Raw genomic sequence first — 15193 nt, 5'->3', positions numbered from 1 at the left:
CGGAAGAAGTTCTATTTTTGCAGCCTGCCAGCTGGACGTACCTGTCTGGCAAGCTGGATATAACTTTTTCAATAGAACAATGAAAACAATTCTCCGCGTCGGTTTTACCCTAGCTTTGGTAATGACGCTTGCTTCTGGTGCCAATGCACAAGAGTACAAAACAGGTATAGGATTTAGAGGCGGTGTAGCTTCCGGCCTTACAATCAAGCATTTTATTAAAAGCGATGCCGCTATTGAGGGTATCCTGAGCACAGGCTTCCGCCACAGAGGTGCCGTTGTAACCGTGCTTTACGAGAAACACGCGCCTGCTTTCAACGCTAAAGGCCTGCAGTGGTACTATGGCCTGGGTGGCCACATCGGTTTCTACGAAGGTCGCTACTACTACTATTACGACAAGCACAGACGCGACCGTTACTATGATGACAACATCGTAGGTTTCGGTATTGACGGTGTGCTGGGTCTGGAGTACTACATCCGCGACATTCCGTTCACGATCGGTGCTGACATCAAGCCTTACATCAACATACCACACGGCCGCGGCTTCTGGGATTCTGCCCTGCACGTGCGCTACGTATTCTAAGAGCTGAAAACGCAACAAGAAAAAGCCCGCTACCATTCAGTAGCGGGCTTTTTCTTTGCTATACCTTACCTTAAAAGGCGATGTGCATCAGGGCATCGCCTTGGTTTACCACGGGCATGTTGTTGAGGCCTACCACATAGCCAGCGGCCGGGGCATTCAGGCGCACTTCCATTTCGCCATAGGGGTCGGTGATAGTGCCTACTACCTGGCCTTTTTTCACGTAGCCTCCCTCCTGCACCAAGCTGCGGAACAGGCCCGCGTTTTTAGCGCGTACCCAGATATCCTTCATGCAGATAGTAGTTGGCTCAGAAGCAACAGGCGCACTGGCCGCCATACCTAAGTGGTGCATCAGGCGACAGGTGCCTTCTATTCCTAGTTTGATGCCGCGCTCGTCGAAGCGCAGCGACTCCCCTGTTTCGTACACCAGGATGTGCTTGCCGAGTTTGGCAGCCTCCTTGCGCAACGAACCCTGGCGGTAAGAGGCGTTCATCGTGAACGGTGCGGCAAAGGCATCGGCCAGTTCCTGGTTCTTCGGCTCGGCCAGCACACAACGTATCTGCGGGTAGTTGCCCCGGCTCGAACCGCCTGTATGGAAGTCCACGCCGTAGTCGATGTAGGGCATCACCTCTTTCATAAAGCGGTGCGCCACGCGGCTGGCCAGCGAACCTTCCTTGTTGCCCGGAAAGCTCCGGTTTACGTCCTTGCCATCGGGCACGTCGCGCGAAAAGTTCAGGAAGCCGTAGATGTTCAGGATAGGTACCGCAATGATGGTCCCCTTCAGTGGGTACAGCATCTTTTTGGTGATCATGCGGCGGATGATCTCTGTGCCGTTCACTTCGTCGCCGTGCATGCCGGCCATGAGCAAAAGCACCGGGCCGTCGTGCACCGAGCGGAACACATAAACAGGAATGTCGATGACGGTACCGCTGGGTAGTTTGGAGATAACGAGGCGGGTGAGCACCTTTTCTCCACGGTCTATGCTGACACCGTTGATCTTAATGGTTTCGGGCATGCTATTCTTTCACTCTCTTGGCGGCCTTTTTCTGCACCAGGCCTTCCACGTACTCTATTATTTTCGCGGCGATGTCTTTGTTCGTCGCCTTCTCTATACCTTGCAAACCTGGCGAAGAGTTCACCTCCAGGATAAGTGGTCCGCGCTTGGACTGCAGCATGTCCACGCCGGCTATACCTAAACCCAACGACTTGGCAGCCAGCAAAGCGGCTGCCTTCTCCTGGCGGCTCAGTTTGATGAGGCTGGCATTGCCGCCACGGTGCAGGTTGGAGCGGAACTCGCCCTCCTTGCCCTGTCGCTTCATGGCACCTACCACTTCGCCGTTCACCACAAAGGCACGGATGTCGGCGCCTGCCGCCTCTGCTATAAATTCCTGCACAATGATACGCGCCTTCAGGTTATGAAACGCCTCAATCACCGATTCAGCCGCTTTCTTGGTTTCGGCCAGCACCACGCCCAGTCCCTGCGTTCCTTCGAGCAGCTTGATCACCAGTGGCGCACCGCCCACTTCCTTCACCAGCATGGAGGTCTCCTTTGAGTAGTTGGTAAAAGCAGTCTTGGGCATGCCTAGTCCAGCTCGGGAGAGAATCTGACTGCTGCGCAGTTTGTCGCGGGAGCGCACGATGCTTTGGGAGTCCACAGCGCTCTTTACTTTCATCATCTCGAACTGGCGCACCACGGCCGTGCCGTAGAAGGTAACCGAGGCCCCAATGCGCGGAATGACAGCGTCGATGTCGGTGAGTCGCTCTCCTTTGTAGAGGATGTGCGGGTCGCCCTGCTCAATGACAAGGTCGCAACGCAGGTGGTCGAGCACCACGGCTTCGTGGCCGCGTTGCTGTGCCGCTTCCACCAGGCGGCGGGTAGAGTATAACTTGGGGTTGCGAGAGAGGATCGCTATTTTCATACAGACTATTTATTCTTCTTTTGTTTGTTGTTGTATTTGAGGGAGACGTTTTTACGGGAAACGTCGACAATAAACCGGCCTTTGAGCAATTTTCGTCCGATCAGCACCGGGTATTTCATGTCGCTGCGGTCCGAGAGCGAGAACTCTGCCTCGATCAGTTCGTCGAACACCTTGATACGTGTTTTGATGACATAGCGCTCCTGCACATCGCCAAACGAGTTACGTATATCGCGCAAACTATAGTCGGCAAAAGTCAGTTTTTTGTGATTGTACTGCGGGTGCGATGGGTCTAATAAGTCCAGCGAAATGACTTTAGTTCCGTCGGCGAGGGTTTCCTCATGAATATCCGAGCAGTGAATGGCGGAGGTATAGGCACCGGTATCAATCTTGGCCTCGATCTCATCGATATCAAGCTCCGGAAAGGCCACCATCTCGCGCCGGCCGATGATCTTTTTCTCTGCTTTGGGCTTTTTTAGTTTCTCCTCTTTCATCAAAGGCCAATTTAAGCATTCTGCTTTAGGTATAAAGCATTGGGGAAATGATTTTCAGGATTTAAAAGTGAGCGACGCCCGTGCGGATTGGCAGATTTAATAAAGCTGTAAGTTAATCTATAAGACTCGCCGCGTCTCCCGGACTGGCGAGTGTCTGGTAAGTTACGCAGGTATAGCTTGTCTGAATCTGTATATAGGGCCCCTACCCCAAGGATTTACAGGATTTTCATGAATGATTTACACACCCCTGACCCTCTCAAGAGGGGAATCCCCTATCCTCTCCTAAAAACAGGAGGAGAGTTTGTGAACAATTAACATCCCCCTACCCCCTTCTTTATCGAGGGCCCCTACCCCCAAGGTGGATTTTCTATAGCTATTACTCTTGAGTTATCGGCTCTGTAGTTCATGTTTTGCTATATTGGGCCCAACCTCCCCTGTCCCCTCCTTGTCTAAGGCGGGGAATTTTCTGCTATTGCCATTCCAAGGTATAAGCTTTGTCGCAAAGTCCACTGACAGGTATAACAAGACTAACTTGCACGCTTGCAATGCAACAAGTAACATTGCCAGGTGCGCTTTTTGACACTCCACTGTTCGAGCGGTCAACGAGTTTGGAGGGTCTTGACTTTTTTGCTTCCTTTTTGTGTCAAGACAAAAAGGAAGTGCCCGCCGCACAGGCGAAACAGCAGCCCGCCTGGCCAAGGCAAGCTATGAAACAAGACAGTAGCTATACCTCACACTAGGCCCGAGACCCCACTATACTGTTCGCGCCATGAAACAACCCCAACGCTCGCAGGCTACGCCAGATAAAGGTATAGGTATAGGTATAAACCTCAATCCATTGCCGGAGGCGAGACGCCCATCCGCTTCCGGTGCAACAACTCCGCTACTTCCTGCAACAAGTGCGAGTGCCCGGCTTTGAGCACAACAAGCTCCCCTTTCTGCAATGCCTTAATAAACACACTTACTCGTTTAGGAGAAATAATCTGGTCGAACTCGCCAAGGAACATCGTGACCGGTACCTGCTTGTGGTTGAGGAGCCGCACGATCTCGCGGATGTCGAAATTGAGTTCGCGGAAGCCGATCCAGCTGCGGTATACCCGCAGGCGCTTCTCGGTGCTGTCCATCTGGAAACGGGCAAAGCGGATCAGACTCTTGTGGATCATGTTATACCGGTTGAGCACGTTGAGCAACCGGAAGAAGGGCTCCGGCTTGAGCACGGTGCGTTTGAAGAGCTGCTGCAGCCAGCCCGGGTAAGTGGCAATGTTGTACCAGAAGCTGGTTTTGATGCCGTCCGGTGCAATCAGGAACAACTCATCGATGCGTTCGGGGAAGCGTTCTACCAGCGTGAGCGCAAACTTACCGCCCATGCTGAAGCCCATCAATGAAAAATGTTCCACCTTCTCCTTTTCAAGAAACAGCCCGATCAGCTCCTGCAGGAAATCTTTGTCGAGCGGCATGTTCTCTTTGTGCAGACTGCTGTGCCCATGGAAGAAAAGATCGAAGGCATAGATGGTGTAGTCTCCACCCAGGGCCTGGCCCATAGGCTGGTAATACGCACTGCTCTGCCCGTAGCCATGAAAGGCCAGCAAAGGCTGTGTGCCCTGCCCCAGCACCCTGTAGTGCAGCTTTGTACCGTTATGTATGATGTAAGGCATTTGGATTTGATTGAACCCTCTTACTTATTCGGCATGCATACAAATAAGATACACGAAAGGGGCAGAAATTTAAAGTTAGTTCAGCTGCCAACACGTAGTCAGATGCTACAAGGTATAGCTGCTGCTCTCCTACAGTCTTGACACGCCTCCCGACACAACGAACTTCATTACGTCGCTGCTTGGCAGATCCAGGTATATGACGTTGCGCTTGGGCACCACAAAGAGCTCTCCGGAAAAGTTGTAGGAGTGCGGGAAGTACACGGCTACGCGGTCTTCCACATCCACAGAGCTGAAGGCATCCTGCGTCACGAAACCGAACTTAAGGTTATCCGAATCCTCCGACATCTTCACCATCACCGGCTTGTTGAATTTCTGGTTATCGCCCACGAACGCATTAAAGAGGTCTTTGATGCTCGAATAAACAATCCCAATCAGCGGGGTTTTGTGGATGAGGCGCTCTGTTATAACCAGAAGGGGTTTGACAAAGAAGGAAGAGCTGATAAAGCCCACCAGCGTAAGCAACACGAACATGATCAGAATGCCTAAGCCAGGTATACCCAGGTCGAGCATCGAGTTGAGCCAGTCAACAATGGCCACCACAATCCACACTGTGATGGAGATGGGAGCAATGATCAGAAGTCCGTTTAAGAAATAGCGTAAGATGCGTCTCATGCGGGTTGTTACATAAAAAAATAGGCTTTGCCAATGCAAAGCCTAAATTAGCTAAAAAGCCACTATTTTGTAGTATAGGGTTTTAACTATACTATTTCGAGGTCAAATTTTTTGATGCCGTCGGCCACCTGCTGCATCAGCCACATGGGCGTAGAAGTGGCACCGCATATACCTACACTCTGGGCACTGGCAAACCACTCCTTCTCCAACTCCTGCTCGTTTTCCACAAAGTAGCTGTTGGGGTTGTGCTGCTTGCACACGCTGTAAAGGGCCTTGCCATTAGAGCTTTTCTTGCCGCTCACAAAGATGATCACATCATGCTCAGTAGAGAACTTGGCTAGTTGCGGCTCGCGGTTCGACACCTGACGGCAAATGCTGTCGTTGGCGTTGAAAGCGGTACTGTCCTGGTTGGCCTGCTTGATACGCTCTTCGATCAGCGACTTGATGTGGTAGAAGCCTTTGGTGCTTTTGGTGGTCTGGCTGAAAAGCGTAACCGGACGCGAGAAGTCGATCTTATCCAAATCCTCCTCCGTGGTGATGATGATGGCTTCGTCGCCCGTCTGGCCTGCCAGCCCGATCACCTCGGCGTGGCCCACCTGACCGTAGATCACGATCTGGCCGCCCTTTGTTTTATCTGAATCGAAAGCGTGCTTCACGCGGTTCTGCAGCTTGAGCACCACCGGGCAGGAGGCATCGATCAATTCAATATTGTTTTCTAAGGCCGTCTTGTAGGTCTCCGGTGGCTCACCGTGCGCCCTGATCAGCACTTTGGTGTCGCGAAGTTCTTTGAGTTGTTCCCGGTCGATGATACGCAAGCCCTTTTTGTACAGGCGCTGCACTTCCATGCTGTTGTGCACGATATCGCCCAGGCAGTAGAGCTCTTCGCTATGCTCCATCTCGTCCTCCGCCATCTGGATGGCGAACTCCACACCGAAGCAGTAACCGGAATTCTTGTCTATCGTTACGTTCATTTCTTCTTTCCTCTATTCCTGTAAGGCATAGTCACCGTTGAAGATACGGGAAGTCACCTTGTTAAGTACAAACTCTACTTGCTCATCGATGGTCATGTGCGAGGTATCCAGCAAAAAGGCGTCGTCGGCGCGGCGCAGCGGGCTCTCGGCTCTGGTCGAGTCGATCAGGTCGCGCTTCTGCAAGTTGGCCTTGATCTCGTCGAGGTTGATCAGCTGTTTTTTGGCCAGCAACTCATCCTGACGGCGCCGGGCGCGGGTGTCCACATCGGCGGTCATGAAGATCTTCACCTCGGCATCCGGAAACACAGCTGTGCCGATATCGCGGCCGTCCATCACCACACCGCGCTTCCTGCCCATTTTCTGCTGCTGAGCCACCATCGCGCGACGCACCTCCTTCACCACGCTCACTTCGCTCACCTGGTTGGAGATGTACATTTTGCGGATCTCATCCTCCACGTTCAGCCCGTTTAAGAATACTTCGTTTCGTTTGGCCTTTGGGTTGTAATGAAACGAGATATCAATCTTATCCAGCGCGTCCTTCACTTCCTTGGGGTTGGTAAGGCTCACGTGATGTTCCAGAAAATAAAGCGTAACCGCCCGGTACATGGCACCGGTATCGATGTAAGCGTAGCCTAGTTCGGCAGCCACCAGTTTAGCTGTGGTACTTTTACCGCACGAGGAGTAGCCGTCTATGGCGATTACAATTTTTTTCATGGTAAGCTGTCAGGAATTAGTTCGAGTCGCAAGGGCAGGGCACGTTGCCTTTCTTGCTTTTTTTCATGTAGGAGGCCGTCTTTTTCTGTTGCGGGGTTTTGGTCGTGCAGCTTGCCAAAGGGCCGGCTGCCAAAAATCCTGCCAGTACGATGTATGAAATTATCTTTCTCAAAACGACTTATTTTAACGCAAATATAAGGTAATTTACGGGTTCAATCCGCATCAGCGGGCATTTTATATCAACAAGACAGTCCTATCCATGCATAGCTCCTATACCGTCAGCGGACGCATCATCGACCTGCACCAGCAAGCCATTTTTGAAGGAACGGTCCATGTGTCAAACGGCCGCATTTCTAAATTAGTTCGTGAGCGCGTCTCCTCCACCAGTTATATTTTGCCGGGCTTTGTGGATGCCCACGTGCACGTGGAGAGCTCGATGCTCGTGCCCTCCGAATTTGCCCGCCTGGCCGTGCCGCATGGTACTGTGGCCACCGTATCGGACCCACACGAGATAGGTAATGTACTAGGTATAGCGGGCGTGGAGTACATGATTGAAAACGGGAAAAAGGTGCCTTTCAAGTTCTATTTCGGAGCCCCCTCCTGCGTGCCAGCCACCCCGTTTGAGACAGCGGGCGCCGAGATTACGGCCACCGACATCGAGACCCTGTTTCAGCGCGACGAGATCAAGTACCTGGCCGAGATGATGAACTGGCCCGGCGTGCTGCACCGCGACCCGGTGGTGATGGAGAAAATCGAACTGGCCAAGAAATATGGCAAGGCCGTGGACGGGCACGCCCCCGGTCTGCGCGGCGAACAGGCGGCCCTGTATGCCTCCGCCGGCATCACCACCGACCACGAATGCTTCACGGCCGAGGAGGCGCTCGACAAGCTGGCCGTGGGCATGAAAATCCTGATCCGGGAAGGCAGCGCCGCCAAGAATTTCGAGGCGCTTATACCTTTGCTCGCCTCCCACCCGGAGAGCATCATGTTCTGCTCCGACGACAAGCACCCCGACAATCTGGTGGAAGGCCACCTGAACCTGCTCGTGAAACGAGCCCTTGCCAAAGGCCACGACCTGTTCCATGTGCTACGCGCCGCCTGCCTCAACCCAGTGGAGCACTACAAGCTAGAAGTTGGCCTACTTCGCGAAGGCGATCCGGCTGATTTTATCGTGGTGGATGACTTGGAAAACTTCGCCATCGAAGCGACCTACATCAACGGAGAGTTGGTAGCTGAGAAGGGTCAATCAAGAATCGCCTTCACGCCGAGTGAGGAGATCAATAATTTCAACACCGAACCCAAAGCGCCGGAGCAATTCCGACTCCCGGCAGACAGTGCCAGCAAGATTCGGGTGATCGAGGCGTTTGACGGACAGCTGATCACGCACCAGGTATGGGCTGAGCCGAAAATAGAGAATGGCTTCATCCAATCGGATGTGGCGCAGGATGTACTCAAGATCACTGTCGTGAACCGATATGCAAATGCCGAGCCGGCGGTGGCCTTCATCAAAAACGTAGGTATACAGCGCGGTGCCATTGCCTCCTCTGTAGGCCACGACTCGCACAACATCATTGCGGTGGGGGTGGACGACGAAAGCATTGCCCGGGCCGTGAACCTGATCATCAGCGCAAAAGGCGGTGTGGCCGCTGTAGATGGCGGGCAAGAGCAATTACTGCCTTTGCCGGTGGCGGGCATTATGTCAGCGGCTCACGGCTACGAAGTGGCCCAGGCTTATTCTGCCATCGACCGCATGAGCAAGCAGATGGGCAGCAAACTGGCCTCCCCTTTCATGACGCTCTCGTTCATGGCGCTACTCGTTATACCTTCGCTCAAGCTCAGCGACAAAGGATTGTTTAACGGTGATGACTTTAAATTCGTACCTGTAGCTGAATAGTGTACCTTGCACAAAAAGGTATAAGACCACGGCCCTGCGGGGCTTAGCAAATGGAGGAATTTATCATTTTTGTTGTGGGTGCACTCGTAAGCGGGTTTGGCACCATTATCGGTTTCGGGGGAGGCGTGTTCATGGTGCCGATCCTGATCATCTTCTTCGGATACAACATCGAGATCGCCATCGGTGCGACCATGTCGGCTTTGGTGCCGTCCTCTATCATCGCCTCCGTTTTCAACCTCCGCGACCGCAGCATCGATTACCTGGTGGGCTCGCTTATTCAGTTCCCGGCGGTGGCCGGCACGGTGCTGGGGGCCTTTCTGGTGGCTTTCCTGCCGGTCTCAGAGCTGCAGGTAATCTTTGCGCTCTTTGTGCTAACGGTGGGCTTTTTTATGGTGAAACCCCAGAAGAAAGAAAAGATGCAGCGGCATTCCGGCATGATGTACCGCATCCGGCGGGTCCCCACCTCATTTATCCGGAAAAACAGGGCAAAGCACATTGCCTATCGCTTGAACGGGGGGCTGGTGTCGGTCTTTGGTTTTGCTTCAGGTATTATTGCGGGCCTATTCGGTATAGGCGGCGGCTTTCTACAGACCCCTATGATGATCAAACTGTTCCGGATACCGCCACAGATCGCTACTTCCACCTCTCTTTTCATTTTGGTGATTACGAGCTTCACCGGGTTTATCAGCCACTACCTGCTCGGCAACGTAATCTGGAGCCGCAGCCTGCCTTTAATGGCAGCCTTTGCCATCGGGGCGATTGGCGGTAACATGCTCAAAAAACGACAGGGCAAAATGCAGGACCTCGAAACGCTGATCGGAGTCGGGCTGCTGCTGGCCGGCGCGGGCGTGATCCTCAACCTGCTGATCAAATCAAACTTTGGTTTCTCGTTCTAGGTATAGCGCAGCTTAATAATCCGGGGGATTGTTCTTATCCCACTCCAAGCATTTGCGAGACAATGCAATTGGTAAGCACAAGCGGTATTTCTTACTTCCCAACCGGATAAAATAAGAAGAGCCGACGTGCGGCTCTATATTGAGGCAGCGCGTCGGCTCTTCCACTAACCCTGAAGCGATTTAAGCTTCCTGGTCTGCGGAGCTAAAGTGCTTGTTGATCAGGCTATGTACTTTCTCAGCCGTTAGCGGTTTGGTCAGGTATTCTGCCGAGTACTTCTGCGCAGCGTCCGTATCCTGCGGATGCGTAGAAGTTGTCAGCACGGCCAGCACAATGTTTTTGCGGAACTCCGGATTGAGTCGCTCGTACAGGTCCAGCATCTCAAATCCATCCATCACAGGCATGCTGATATCGAGGAAGATCAGTTCTGGCTGAAAATAGTTTCCATCTGTCTGCTCGTAGTTGTTATTGCTCACATTGTACAAGTAGTCGAATGCCTGTTTGCCGTTCACAAACGTGCGTATGTTGTCTGTCACCTGCATCCGCTCAAGCAGACGCTGGTTCAGGAAATTTGTCGTGTCGTCGTCGTCAATAAGAAGAACGCCTGATATCTTTTTCATAGCCAAACTATCCCCGGCCTGTTTACGCAAGCCGTATATTTCAAGCTAACGTTTCCGAAATTAATGATTATGCTTTTAAACCTAGGTGTTTACCACAAAGCCAAGGTACACAAGTTAGACGCCTCAAGCAAATTACAGGCATCCAATTTAATTAGCGGCAGGCAGGCTAGTCGATGTAGCCCTGCGCGCGCATCCAGTCGTCGTTGTAGATTTTGCCCAGGTAGCGGGTGCCGTGGTCTGGCAGCAACACAACGATGACGTCGTTTTCAGTTAAGTTGTTTTCGCGGGCGTATTCCAAAGCTCCGTGCACAGCCGTTCCGCAAGACCAGCCAACAAACAGGCCTTCTTCCTTAGCCAAACGGCGCGTCATCACGGCGCCGTCCTTGTCGGTCACCTTCAAAAACAGGTCGATTGTTTCGAAGTCCACGTTCTTGGGCAGGATGTCCTCGCCTATACCTTCTGTGGCGTAGGAGTAGATTTCGTTCTCGTCGAAAATACCGGTTTCTTTATATTTCTTGAACACAGAGCCGTAGGTGTCAATGCCTACCGTCACGAGCTCTGGTTTCTGCTCTTTCAGGTAGCGCGAAATGCCCGTTACCGTGCCGCCAGTGCCCACGCCTGTCACGAAGTGCGTCACCTTACCCGCCGTCTGCTCCCAGATCTCCGGGCCGGTGCTCTCGTAGTGCGCTCTCCAGTTAGACAGGTTGTCGTACTGGTTCGGGTAGAAAGAGTTCGGAATTTCTTCGTTCAGGCGTTTGGCCACCGAGTAGTAGGAATCCGGATGATCGGGCGCCACATTGGTCGGGCATACCACCACTTCGGCGCCTACGGCACGCAGAATGTCCATTTTCTCCTTGCTTTGCTTGTCGGCCAGCGTGAAGATGCACTTGTAGCCCTTGGCGATAGCGGCCAACGCCAGGCCCATACCGGTGTTACCGGAAGTGCCTTCTATAATCGTTCCACCCGGCTTCAGAATACCCGCTTTCTCGGCGTCTTCGATCATCCGGATCGCCATGCGGTCCTTCACCGAGTTACCCGGATTCATGTATTCTACTTTGGCCAGCACCGTTGCTTTGATGCCTTTGGTTACATTGTTGAGCTTTACTAAAGGGGTGTTACCGATCGCCTCGGTTATATGATTCAGGTAGTTCATCTGCGTGCTTTTTTTGAGATACGGGTGCAAAGGTACGTAATAAAAATTATACTTAACAGGCATAGCGCCATGCCTTCGGTATAACAGAAGGTATACCTGTTCCCGTTCCGCCGGGCTGATTTAGCGCCTATATTAGCTTTAACTATTTTTTGGAAGCGCCGCAAAAAAGCCTATTTTTGCACTACCTTTTTTTAGACCATCATTCATCAACTTAATAAGATACACATGAGTGTTTTAGTAAATAAAGATTCGAAAGTGATCGTACAGGGCTTCACAGGCTCCGAAGGTTCCTTCCACGCCTCTCAGATGATCGAGTACGGCACCAACGTAGTGGGTGGTGTTACACCAGGCAAAGGTGGCAACAACCACCTCGACCTGCCGGTTTTCAACACGGTAGAAGACGCCGTGAAAAAGACGGGTGCGGATGTATCTATCATTTTCGTGCCACCGGCATTTGCTGCCGACGCGATCATGGAAGCTGCTGACGCGGGCATCAAAGTGATTGTGGCGATTACGGAAGGCATTCCTGTGAAAGACATGGTGGTGGCCAAAAACTACCTGAAAGGCAAAGACGTGACCCTTATCGGCCCGAACTGCCCGGGTGTGATCACGCCAGGCGAAGCGAAAGTTGGTATCATGCCAGGTTTTGTGTTCAAGCCAGGTCGTATCGGCATCGTGTCGAAGTCTGGTACCTTGACCTACGAAGCTGCTGACCAGATCGTGAAGGCTGGCCTGGGTATCTCTACTGCCATCGGCATCGGTGGTGACCCGATCATTGGTACGCCAACCAAAGACGCGGTACAGCTGCTGATGGAAGACCCTGAGACAGACGCGATCGTGATGATTGGTGAGATTGGTGGCAACTACGAGGCGATGGCTGCGAAATACATCAGCGAAACTGGCAACAAGAAGCCAGTAGTTGGTTTCATCGCCGGACAGACTGCTCCAGCCGGTCGCCGCATGGGCCACGCCGGTGCGATCGTGGGTGGCGCTGACGATACTGCTGCCGCTAAAATGAAGATCATGCGCGAGAACGGCATCCACGTAGTAGATTCTCCTGCTGAGATTGGCGCTACGATGGTAGACGTGCTGACAAAAGCCGGCATGATCAACGCTTAATTTGGATTGCTATACCTGATTTCAGGTATAATTATAGAAACAGGCTGCTTCGGAAGAGGCAGCCTGTTTTGTTTTCAGCTGGCGACCTCATGGTGTGCAGAGCTTCCCCGAATGCCTCAACCAACGGCTGTACCTATACCTATACCTATACCTATACCTATACCTGGCGTAGCTAAAGACTTCCTATACCTTAAGCGAAATAGTTCTATGGCTTCGCCTGTGCGGCGGGCACTCACTTTTTTCCTTGATGAAAAAAGTAAGCAAAAAAATCAAGACGCTCCAAACTCGCTGACCGCTCAAACAGTGGAGCGCCGAAAAGCGCACCGGGCCAAAGCTATTTATTTCATAGTACAAGGGACAAGGATGTCTATCGATGCGTGCTAGTGGTTTTGCGACAATGCTTATACCTCTGAATTGGTATCTCCAAGTTCCCCGCCTTAGACAAGGAGGGGTTAGGAGTGGTTGGACCCAAAATTGGGAAACAGAAGCCACAAAGCTTATACCTAAGGTATAGCAGCTACTGAAAAGTCCCCCTTCGAAGGGGGTAGGGGGATGACAGTAATTAACAGGTATACCTCTGCTACAGAACGTATACCTGAGAATTAGTAACAACCAGATTCCCCTCTCGGGAGGGGCAGGGGTGTGTCAATCGTGCATGAAAATCCTGTCAATCCTAGGGGTAGGGGCCCTCTTTAAAATCCTGTAAATCCTGATTCAGACAAAATAACTAATGCACGATTCGGACAGGTCGTGACCTGTCCCTACAATATCATCCTTTTCTAATTTCCCTAACCCCTCAACTTTCTAATTCCCAAACTCCTAAACTTCCCTCACTCCCACCACCTTTTCCTTTTTCCGGTTACGAATGTGCGCAGGTATAGCAGCAACAATCTCCTGTTGCAAGGCTTCGATCAGGCGCTTTTTTAGGTAGCTACGGTGTACGACCAGGCTCACCTCGCGCTGGGGCTGCGGCTCCCGGAAGGTATGAACAAGCGACTGCTTCTCCTCGGGCATGTCCAGCACCGACAGTTCGGGCAATAGTGTGAGTCCGCGCTGTGTTTCCACGATGCGTTTGAGGGTCTCGAGGGAGCCGCTTTTGTAGTCGAAAAGGCCAGTCGGGGTAGCGCTTCCGCCCCTGTTGCAGATGTTGAGCACCTGGCTCCGGAAGCAGTGTCCCTCGCTGAGCACCCAAAGCTCGTCGAGGTCAAGTTGCTCCGGGCCAATGGTTTCGCTGCTGGCCAGCGGGTGCTGCGGATTAATGTATGCCACGAAAGCCTCGTAAAACAAGGGCAGTTCCTTAATCGATTTATCGTCGAGGGGCGTCACCAGCAGGCCGACGTCCAGCAGTTCGTAGTTTAGTTTCTGCACGATTTCCTCGGTCAGCAACTCCTGCACCACCAGGCGCACATCCGGGTACTTCGCCATAAAGCTTGTCACAAAAAGCGGAATCAGGTAGGGTGCCAGGGTCGGAATGATGCCGATGCGAAGCTCGCCGCTCAGTTCCTGGCGTTGGCTCTGCACGATCTCTTTGATCTTTTTGGCCTCGGCCACCACGATGCGGGCTTGGGCAATCACTTCCTTTCCTACTTCGGTCGGCCGCACCGGCACTCTGCTCCTGTCAAATACCTGTACCCCCAACTCCTCTTCCAGCTTTTGCAGCTGCATGCTCAAGGTGGGTTGCGTCACAAAGCAATGTTCCGCCGCCGTGGCAAAGTGACGGTGTGTATCCACCGCCAATAAATATTCTAATTGTACCAGCGTCATAATATTAAACGTATAGTTCTAATAGGGCACTGCAGAACAGGAGCCCTGCCTTTAACAGCTTCGCCGCCCTCTGTGCGCATCGCCCTGCCAAGCTATAGAATATACCTATATAAGCATAACTATAATTGATTTGATTGATAACCAAATTTACAGTATATTTGTATATACAAACAATAAATCTAAAACATTGAAGAGACTATGAATAAGCTAACGAATATCGGATTGGAAAAACAAGACTCTGTAGAGATTGCCGACAAGCTGAACGAGCTGCTGGCCAACTACCATATTTATTACCAGAACCTCCGCGGTTTCCATTGGAACATCAAGGGTATACACTTCTTCCAGCTGCATGCCAAGTACGAGGAGCTTTACAACAGCGCCCTCACCCGCATTGACGCGCTGGCAGAGCGTATCCTGACCATCGGGCAGAAGCCGCTGCATACCTTCTCAGACTACCTGCGCGTCTCCAGCATACAGGAGGCATCGAACCTGAGCGGCGACCGCGAGACAGTAGAGGCCACGCACCAGAACCTATCGGTGATCGTAAGCCTCGAGCGAGACATCCTGGCGCTGGCAGCCGAGCGTGAAGACGAGGGTACGGTAGCCTTGGTAAGTGAGGACATCAACGAAAATGAAAAGACGCTCTGGATGCTGAAGGCCTTCCTGAGCTAACAATAGTGAGTGACGATTGGTTTTAGTTGAATGCAAAAGCCGCCTGCTACACAATGGTAACAGGCGACTTTTTGTATG

The 15193-nt window shown here is 52.2% G+C and carries 15 protein-coding genes and 1 pseudogene; 5 read left to right on the top strand and 11 right to left on the bottom strand.

What is annotated here, in order from left to right; all coding sequences use genetic code 11:
• The first annotated feature begins 79 nt into the window (after nucleotides 1–79).
• Entirely contained in the window at nucleotides 80–580 is a 501-nt protein-coding gene (locus B0B12_RS18125) for a hypothetical protein (RefSeq protein WP_076671844.1), read from the top strand.
• Between the two features lie 70 nt (nucleotides 581–650).
• On the opposite strand, the gene B0B12_RS18120 is transcribed toward B0B12_RS18125, so the two are convergent.
• The 8 genes from B0B12_RS18120 to B0B12_RS20445 all read right to left on the bottom strand — a co-directional run bounded on the left by B0B12_RS18120 (nucleotide 651) and on the right by B0B12_RS20445 (nucleotide 7171).
• Nucleotides 651–1592: a succinylglutamate desuccinylase/aspartoacylase family protein gene (locus tag B0B12_RS18120; protein ID WP_076671842.1), complete on the bottom strand. Its 942-nt coding sequence runs from the start codon at nucleotides 1590–1592 to the stop codon at nucleotides 651–653.
• Between the two features lies 1 nt (nucleotide 1593).
• Nucleotides 1594–2496, bottom strand: coding sequence for a 30S ribosomal protein S6--L-glutamate ligase (gene rimK, locus B0B12_RS18115; RefSeq protein ID WP_076671840.1), 903 nt, complete (start codon nucleotides 2494–2496; stop codon nucleotides 1594–1596).
• Nucleotides 2497–2501: 5 nt separating this feature from the next.
• Complete coding sequence (locus B0B12_RS18110) at nucleotides 2502–2987, bottom strand: ATP-dependent zinc protease family protein (RefSeq protein WP_076671838.1); 486 nt, start codon at nucleotides 2985–2987, stop codon at nucleotides 2502–2504.
• 830 nt (nucleotides 2988–3817) lie between these two features.
• Nucleotides 3818–4642: an alpha/beta fold hydrolase gene (locus tag B0B12_RS18100; RefSeq protein ID WP_076671835.1), complete on the bottom strand. Its 825-nt coding sequence runs from the start codon at nucleotides 4640–4642 to the stop codon at nucleotides 3818–3820.
• Nucleotides 4643–4771: 129 nt separating this feature from the next.
• The gene (locus B0B12_RS18095) at nucleotides 4772–5314 is read right to left on the bottom strand and encodes a DUF502 domain-containing protein (RefSeq protein ID WP_076671833.1); all 543 of its coding nucleotides are present in this window, start codon (nucleotides 5312–5314) and stop codon (nucleotides 4772–4774) included.
• Nucleotides 5315–5400: 86 nt separating this feature from the next.
• Nucleotides 5401–6285, bottom strand: coding sequence for a 4-hydroxy-3-methylbut-2-enyl diphosphate reductase (locus B0B12_RS18090; RefSeq protein ID WP_076671831.1), 885 nt, complete (start codon nucleotides 6283–6285; stop codon nucleotides 5401–5403).
• 12 nt (nucleotides 6286–6297) lie between these two features.
• Nucleotides 6298–6999: a (d)CMP kinase gene (cmk, locus tag B0B12_RS18085; RefSeq protein WP_076671829.1), complete on the bottom strand. Its 702-nt coding sequence runs from the start codon at nucleotides 6997–6999 to the stop codon at nucleotides 6298–6300.
• Nucleotides 7000–7015: 16 nt separating this feature from the next.
• The gene (locus B0B12_RS20445) at nucleotides 7016–7171 is read right to left on the bottom strand and encodes a hypothetical protein (protein WP_170871909.1); all 156 of its coding nucleotides are present in this window, start codon (nucleotides 7169–7171) and stop codon (nucleotides 7016–7018) included.
• Nucleotides 7172–7258: 87 nt separating this feature from the next.
• Here B0B12_RS20445 and ade point away from each other — a divergent pair, with 87 nt between their 5' ends.
• A complete protein-coding gene (gene ade, locus B0B12_RS18080) occupies nucleotides 7259–8893 on the top strand; it encodes an adenine deaminase (RefSeq protein ID WP_076671827.1) in 1635 nt (544 codons plus the stop codon).
• A 50-nt stretch (nucleotides 8894–8943) separates the two neighbouring features.
• Complete coding sequence (locus B0B12_RS18075; protein WP_076671825.1) at nucleotides 8944–9789, top strand: sulfite exporter TauE/SafE family protein; 846 nt, start codon at nucleotides 8944–8946, stop codon at nucleotides 9787–9789.
• Nucleotides 9790–9969: 180 nt separating this feature from the next.
• Here B0B12_RS18075 and B0B12_RS18070 read toward each other — a convergent pair whose 3' ends face one another.
• Entirely contained in the window at nucleotides 9970–10407 is a 438-nt protein-coding gene (locus B0B12_RS18070; RefSeq protein ID WP_076671823.1) for a response regulator, read from the bottom strand.
• A gap of 169 nt (nucleotides 10408–10576) precedes the next feature.
• Nucleotides 10577–11560: pseudogene (locus B0B12_RS18065) on the bottom strand (PLP-dependent cysteine synthase family protein); the annotation flags it as partial.
• Between the two features lie 225 nt (nucleotides 11561–11785).
• Here B0B12_RS18065 and sucD point away from each other — a divergent pair.
• Entirely contained in the window at nucleotides 11786–12679 is an 894-nt protein-coding gene (gene sucD, locus B0B12_RS18060; protein ID WP_076671821.1) for a succinate--CoA ligase subunit alpha, read from the top strand.
• An 819-nt stretch (nucleotides 12680–13498) separates the two neighbouring features.
• Here sucD and B0B12_RS18055 read toward each other — a convergent pair.
• A complete protein-coding gene (locus B0B12_RS18055; protein WP_076671819.1) occupies nucleotides 13499–14443 on the bottom strand; it encodes a hydrogen peroxide-inducible genes activator in 945 nt (314 codons plus the stop codon).
• Nucleotides 14444–14641: 198 nt separating this feature from the next.
• On the opposite strand from B0B12_RS18055, the gene B0B12_RS18050 reads away from it, so the two are divergent.
• Nucleotides 14642–15115, top strand: a complete 474-nt coding sequence (locus B0B12_RS18050; RefSeq protein ID WP_076671817.1) for a Dps family protein — start codon at nucleotides 14642–14644, stop codon at nucleotides 15113–15115.
• Nucleotides 15116–15193 lie beyond the last annotated feature (78 nt).

The sequence above is a fragment of the Pontibacter indicus genome (assembly GCF_900156345.1).
GTDB lineage: Bacteria > Bacteroidota > Bacteroidia > Cytophagales > Hymenobacteraceae > Pontibacter > Pontibacter indicus.
This window is presented reverse-complemented; position numbering and strand designations above follow the sequence as displayed.